Genomic DNA, 723 nt, shown 5'->3' with positions numbered 1-723 from the left:
CCCTAAGATGAAGAAATATATCTTCACTGAGCGTAACGGTATCTATATCATCGACCTTCAAAAAACTGTTAAGAAGGTAGAAGAAGCTTACAATTTCGTTAAGGAACTTGCTGGAAACGGCGGTACAATGCTATTCGTTGGTACGAAAAAACAAGCTCAAGACTCTGTTAAAGAAGAAGCAATCCGCTCTGGTATGTACTATGTTAACCAACGCTGGTTAGGTGGTACTTTAACAAACTTCGAAACAATCCAAAAACGTATTCAACGTTTAAAAGATATTGAAAGAATGTCTGAAGATGGAACTTTTGAAGTGCTTCCTAAGAAAGAAGTAGTTCAATTGAAAAAAGAGCAAGAGCGTTTAGAAAAATTCTTAGGCGGAATCAAGGATATGAAGACTCTTCCAGATGCTTTATTTATCATTGACCCACGCAAAGAGCGCATTGCTGTTGCAGAAGCACATAAATTAAATATCCCTATCGTAGGTATTGTTGATACAAACTGTGATCCGGATGAAATTGATGTTGTTATCCCTGCAAACGATGATGCTATCCGTGCTGTTAAATTATTAACTGCAAAGATGGCTGATGCGATTCTTGAAGCAAAACAAGGCGAAGAAGTTACTACTGCTTAATAAAAGCTATCCTGGTTTATGAAATCAAATCTTTTTAAGTTTTGAGGGAATAGGCCAAGAATCAAGGCTAACAATAATAAAGGTGATAAGGG

At 36.8% G+C, this 723-nt stretch carries 1 protein-coding gene; it reads left to right on the top strand.

Annotated elements, in window-relative coordinates; genetic code table 11:
• On the top strand, positions 1-631 hold a 631-nt coding region (gene rpsB / locus V7149_RS14010), incomplete at its 5' end, for a 30S ribosomal protein S2 (RefSeq protein WP_335346236.1).
• Positions 632-723: the final 92 nt, after the last annotated feature.

It is taken from the genome of Bacillus sp. JJ1503 (assembly GCF_036965125.1).
GTDB lineage: Bacteria > Bacillota > Bacilli > Bacillales > Cytobacillaceae > Cytobacillus.
Note: the sequence above shows the minus strand (reverse complement) of the source record. Positions and strands in the feature narration are given on the sequence as shown.